Below are 5344 nucleotides of genomic sequence, written 5' to 3'. Positions count from 1 at the left end.
GCCCGCGGCGTCTGGTCCGCTGGGCCGGCTGGGCATTGCCCATCCTCTGGAAGCTGCGCTGAAAAGCGCCAAGGCCGGCGCAGGCGCCGGCCTTCGGCTTTCCTGGCGCTGCGGCTCAGCGGGCGAGCCGCAGCGCCTTCGCCACCTCGGTCACTAGGCCCGGGCCGCGATAGATCAGGCCCGTGTAGACCTGCACTGCATCGGCACCCGCGGCGATCTTGGCTTGGGCATCCGCACCGCTCAGGATGCCGCCGACGCCGATGATCGGAAAGTCTGTCCCCAGCGCGCTGCGCAATTGCCGGATCACGCGGTTGCTCGCATCGCGCACCGGCGCGCCGGACAGGCCGCCGGCTTCCTGCCCGTGCGGCAAGCCTTGCACCGCATCGCGGGCCAAGGTGGTGTTGGTGGCGATCACGCCGTCCATGCCCTGGCGGCGCAGCGCGCCGGCGATCACCGCCACCTGCGCCTCGTGCAGGTCGGGGGCGATCTTCAGGAAGATGGGGGTGCGCTTGCCGGTGCGCTCATGCAGTTGCGCGCGCCGGTTGGCCAGTGCGCCCAGCAGTGCGTCGAGCGCCTCATCGCTCTGCAGGCTGCGCAGATTGGCCGTGTTGGGGCTGGAGATGTTGACGGTCACATAGTCCGCGTGGGCATAGACGCCGTCCAGGCAGGCGAGGTAGTCGTCGGCGGCTCGTTCGATGGGCGTACTCGCGTTCTTGCCGATATTGAGGCCCAGCAGCATCGGCAGCCGGTCCCGGCGCTGGCGGAAGCGTGCACGCTGCACATTGGCCAGAAAGCTGTCCAGGCCTTCGTTGTTGAAGCCGAGCCGGTTGATGAGGGCTTCGGCCGCCGGCAGACGGAACATGCGCGGGCGGGCATTGCCGGGCTGAGGGCGCGGTGTGACGGTTCCCACCTCCACGAAGCCGAAGCCCATCGCGGCGAATGCGTCGATGCAGCGGGCGTTCTTGTCCAGGCCGGCGGCCAGCCCCACGCGGTTGGGAAAGCGCAGGCCGGCGAGTTCGACGGGGTCTTCCACCCGGCGCACGCGGTAGAGCGCCGCCAGCGGCGTGTTCTGTGTCCGGGCCAGCTGCGCCAGCGTCAGCTCGTGGGCATCCTCCGCATCCATGCGGAATAGCAAGGGACGGGCGAGGCCGTAGAGGCCGGTGGCGGGAGCGGGCATCTGATAATTCGCGTTTTTTCGGACAACCCAGGATTCTCCCCGATGCCTAACGCCGCCATGACCCAGGATGAACTCAAGGCCCAGGTGGGCCGTGCCGCCCTCGACCATGTGGTGCAGGGCGAGATCGTGGGCGTGGGCACGGGTTCCACGGTCAACAAGTTCATCGAGGCGCTGGCCACGATCCGCGACCAGATCAAGGGTGCCGTGTCCAGCTCCGAGGCCTCGACCGAGCGCCTGAAGGCCCTGGGCATTCCTGTGTTCGACAGCAATGAGGTCGAAGAACTGGCGGTGTACATCGACGGCGCGGACGAGATCGATGCCCGCGGGTACATGGTCAAGGGTGGCGGCGCGGCCCTGACGCGCGAGAAGATCGTCGCCGCCCAGTCGCGGCGCTTCGTCTGCATCGCGGACGCGTCCAAGCGGGTGGAGGTGCTGGGTCGTTTTCCGCTGCCGGTGGAAGTGATCCCGATGGCCGCCCGCCGGGTGGCGCGGCAGTTCGCCGCCCAGGGCGGCACCGCCACGCTCCGCCTGAAGGACGGCCAGCCGCTGGTGACCGACAACGGCCAGCACATCCTGGATGTGACAGGTCTGTCGATCCGGGAGCCGCTCGCCTTCGAGTCGGAGGTCAACCAGTGGCCCGGCGTGGTCACGGTGGGTGTCTTCGCGCACCAGAAGGCGAGCCTGTGCCTGCTGGCCACGCCGGAGGGCGTGCAGACGCTCTCTTACTGAGGAGAAGTCCCGGCGCTTCCGCGCCAGGCAGCATCAGAAGCGGATGCCGGCCGGATTGGCAGGCGTCGGCCCGGACGGGGGCGGAGCGGCAGCAGGGCTCTGGGGTGGTTGCGGCACGGCGGCGGCCGGCGCGGGCGCGATCAGCGGCCGGGCTGCCGGCGGGGTATAGCCGGCCGGCAGACTATTGCGGCTGGGATAGCCCGCCGCGTTCAGGTATTGCGACCATTCGGCATCGGTGTAGCCGCGCAACTGCTGGCTTCCGATCACCAGCAACGGCAGGCCCGTCTGGCCGCTGAGGCGCTGCAGCGCATCGACCTCTGCATTGGTCGTGACGGTGCGCTCCTGGAACGGGATCCCACGCGCTCGCAGCATGGCGCGACCTTCGTCGCAGGGCGCGCAGTCGCGCTGGGCATAGAGCGTCACCGGATAGCGCTGCACGACCTGTCGAAGCTCGAAGGGCAGTGCGCCAGCGCCCGTGTCGATGTCGTTGGCAGGAGTGGCGTCCACGGGCCGGGCTGCGGAGGACGGCGGGCGGTCCGAAAAGGTCACGCGGCCCTGGCCGTCGACCGAACGGTAAAGCGGTTGCGCCGTGGCCGATTGCGGCTGCGACAGCGCGGCCGCTGCGAGGCCCGTCGCCAGGAGCAGCGCTGCCACGCGCGAGCCAGGAGCGGCTTTCATGGCGGTCACGCCAGCGCTTCTTCAGCCAGCGGCTCGCTCATGCCCTGGTGGCGCAGCAGGGCGTCGATGCTCGGCTCGCGACCGCGGAAGGCCTTGAAGGATTCCATCGCGCTTCGGCTGCCACCGGCTTCCAGGATCGCTTCGCGGTAGCGGCGGCCGGTTTCGACGCTCGGCAGGCCCTGGGCATCGACCGTCTCCTCGAAGGCTGCATAGGCGTCCGCAGACAGCACTTCGGCCCACTTGTAGCTGTAGTAGCCGGCCGCGTAACCCCCCGAGAAGATGTGGGTGAAGGTCATGGGCGTGCGACTGAATTCCGGCGAGGGCAGCACGGCCACCTTGGTGCGCACTTCGTTCAGCAGCGCCATCACGGCGTCAGGCTCGGCCTTGCCCGCATCCAGCTGGGTGTGCAGCAGCATGTCGAAGAGCGCGAATTCGATCTGACGCAGCGTTTGCATGCCGCTCTGGAAGTTCTTGGCTGCGATCATCTTGTCGTAGAGCGCGCGGGGCAGCGGCGCACCGGTGTCGACGTGGGCCGTCATGTTCTGCAGCACGTCCCATTCCCAGCAGAAGTTCTCCATGAACTGGCTGGGCAGCTCGACCGCATCCCACTCCACGCCGCTGATGCCCGACACGTCGTGCTCGTTCACCTGCGTCAGCATGTGGTGCAGGCCATGGCCGAATTCGTGGAAGAGGGTGATCACGTCGTCGTGCGTGAGCAGCGGCGGCTTGCCGTCCACGCCCTCGGCGAAGTTGCACACGAGGTGAGCGACGGGCGTCTGCAGCCGCTGGTCGTCCGGGCGCAGCCAGCGCGCGCGCACATCGTCCATCCAGGCACCGCCGCGCTTGGCCGCGCGGGCCGAGGGGTCCAGGTAGAACTGGCCCACCTTCTGCACGCCGTCCGGCGTCTGGCGCTCGATGCGGTAGAAGACCACGCTCGGATGCCACACCGGTGCCTCGTCGCGGCGGATCTGCACCTCGAACAGGTTCTGCACGATCTTGAAGAGGCCGTCGAGCACCTTGGGCGCGGGGAAGTAGGGCTTGACCTCCTGCTCGCTGAAGGCATAGCGGGCTTCCTTCAGCTTCTCGCCGATGTAGCTCCAGTCCCAGGGCTGCGGATCGGCAATGCCGAGTTCGCGGCTGGCGAAGTCGCGCAGCTGCACCACGTCGCGCTGGCCGTAGGGTTTGGCCTTGGACGCCAGGTCGCGCAGGAAGCCGATCACCTGCTCCGGCGATTCCGCCATCTTGGGCACCACAGACAGTTGGCCGAAGTTGCGGTAGCCCAGCAGTTGCGCCTCTTCCTGACGCAGCTTCAGGATCTCGAGGATGAGCGGGGTGTTGTCGAAGGCCGGATCGCCGAATTCGCTGGCGCGGGTGACATAGGCACGATAGAGGCGCTCGCGCAGCGCGCTGCTGCGGGCGAACTGCATCACCGGCAGGTAGCAGGGCATCTTGAGTGTGAGCTTGTAGCCGGCCTTGCCTTCTGCCTCTGCCGCGGCACGCGCGGCAGCCACCACGTCTGCCGGCACACCGTCCAGGTCGGACAGCTCGGCATAGAAGGCGAAGGCGTCAGTGGCGTCCAGCGCATGCTCGCTGAACTTCTGACTGAGCTCGGCCTGGCGCTCCTGGATCTCGGCGTAGCGCTCGCGTGCCGCGCCCTGCAGCTCGGCGCCACCGAGCACGAAGTTGCGCATCGCATTGGCGTGGGCCTTGCGCTGCTCGGCATTGAGCGTGGTCACGTCGATGCCCTTGTACTTGGCATAGAGGCGCTCGTCGGCCCCCAGGCGCGTCCAGAAGGCGGTGACGCGCGGCATGGCCTCGTTGTAGGCGGCGCGCAGCGCGGGCGTGTCGGCCACGGCGTTGAGGTGGCCGACGGCGCCCCAGGCACGACCCAGGCGCTCGGTGGCCACGTCGAGCACGCGGGCGATGGCGCTCCACTGGGCCGGGAAGTCGGTGGCCGTGACCTGTTCCAGCGCCGCCTCGGCCTGCTGCAACAGCGTGTCGATGGCGGGTGCCACATGCTCGGGCCGGATGCGGTCGAACAGAGGCAGGTCGGAGAAGTCGAGCAGCGGATTGGAGGTCATGCTGCCGATTTTGAGGCAAAGCCCGGCGCTTCAAGCGCCGGATGTCGCCATGGCCACGATGCAGCCCGGCTATTGCCGACCGGGCGGCAGGCGGTTGTCAGGCTGCGGCGACGCGCTCGGCGGATTCGAGGGTGTTGACCAGAAGCATGGTCACCGTCATAGGGCCAACGCCGCCAGGCACCGGCGTGATCCAGCCGGCCACTTCCTTGACAGCCGCGAAGTCCACGTCGCCACAGAGCTTGCCCTGCTCGTTGCGGTTCATGCCCACGTCGATGACGATGGCGCCCGGCTTGACCATGTCGGCCGTCACCGTGTTGCGGCGGCCCACGGCGGCCACCACGATGTCGGCCTGGCGCACATGGTGGGCCAGGTCGGCGGTGGCGCTGTGGCAGATGGTGACGGTGGCGTTCTTGGCCAGCAGCATCAGCGCCATCGGCTTGCCCACGTTGTTGCTGCGGCCGATGACGACGGCATGCTTGCCCTTGATGGGCACGCCGGTGCTCTCCAGCAGCTTGATGCAGCCGTAGGGCGTGCAGGACCAGAAGCCGGGCAGGCCGGTCATCAGCGCACCGGCGCTGGCCACGTGGAAGCCGTCCACGTCTTTCTCGGCGGCGATGGTCTCAATGACCTTGTCGGCATCGATGTGCTTGGGCAGCGGCAGCTGCACCAGGATGCCATG

General features: G+C 68.3%; 5 protein-coding genes. 1 reads left to right on the top strand and 4 read right to left on the bottom strand.

Annotated elements, in window-relative coordinates:
• Window positions 1-115 precede the first annotated feature (115 nt).
• Window positions 116-1177 (bottom strand): quinone-dependent dihydroorotate dehydrogenase, encoded by a 1062-nt coding sequence (locus tag QZ772_RS05295; protein WP_295523781.1) that lies wholly within the window; start codon window positions 1175-1177, stop codon window positions 116-118.
• Between the two features lie 42 nt (window positions 1178-1219).
• On the opposite strand from QZ772_RS05295, the gene rpiA reads away from it, so the two are divergent.
• Window positions 1220-1906, top strand: coding sequence for a ribose-5-phosphate isomerase RpiA (rpiA, locus tag QZ772_RS05290; RefSeq protein ID WP_295523779.1), 687 nt, complete (start codon window positions 1220-1222; stop codon window positions 1904-1906).
• 33 nt (window positions 1907-1939) lie between these two features.
• On the opposite strand, the gene QZ772_RS05285 is transcribed toward rpiA, so the two are convergent.
• The 3 genes from QZ772_RS05285 to QZ772_RS05275 form a co-directional block, all read right to left on the bottom strand.
• On the bottom strand, window positions 1940-2584 hold the full coding sequence (locus QZ772_RS05285) for a glutaredoxin family protein (protein ID WP_295523777.1): 645 nt from the start codon (window positions 2582-2584) through the stop codon (window positions 1940-1942).
• Between the two features lie 5 nt (window positions 2585-2589).
• Window positions 2590-4665, bottom strand: a complete 2076-nt coding sequence (locus tag QZ772_RS05280; protein ID WP_295523774.1) for a M3 family metallopeptidase — start codon at window positions 4663-4665, stop codon at window positions 2590-2592.
• Window positions 4666-4762: 97 nt separating this feature from the next.
• The coding region (locus tag QZ772_RS05275; RefSeq protein ID WP_295523772.1) for a tetrahydrofolate dehydrogenase/cyclohydrolase catalytic domain-containing protein at window positions 4763-5344 on the bottom strand (582 nt) is incomplete at its 5' end.

It is taken from the genome of uncultured Pseudacidovorax sp., from assembly GCF_913773995.1.
In the GTDB taxonomy this organism is placed as follows: domain Bacteria; phylum Pseudomonadota; class Gammaproteobacteria; order Burkholderiales; family Burkholderiaceae_C; genus Xenophilus.
This window is presented reverse-complemented; position numbering and strand designations above follow the sequence as displayed.

Excerpts from the sequence above, each read along its gene's own strand:
- rpiA (WP_295523779.1), top strand. The coding sequence starts at position 1,220 with ATGCCTAACGCCGCCATGACCCAGGATGAACTCAAGGCCCAGGTGGGC.
- QZ772_RS05280 (WP_295523774.1), bottom strand. The coding sequence starts at position 4,665 with ATGACCTCCAATCCGCTGCTCGACTTCTCCGACCTGCCTCTGTTCGAC.
- QZ772_RS05295 (WP_295523781.1), bottom strand. The coding sequence starts at position 1,177 with ATGCCCGCTCCCGCCACCGGCCTCTACGGCCTCGCCCGTCCCTTGCTA.
- QZ772_RS05285 (WP_295523777.1), bottom strand. The coding sequence starts at position 2,584 with ATGAAAGCCGCTCCTGGCTCGCGCGTGGCAGCGCTGCTCCTGGCGACG.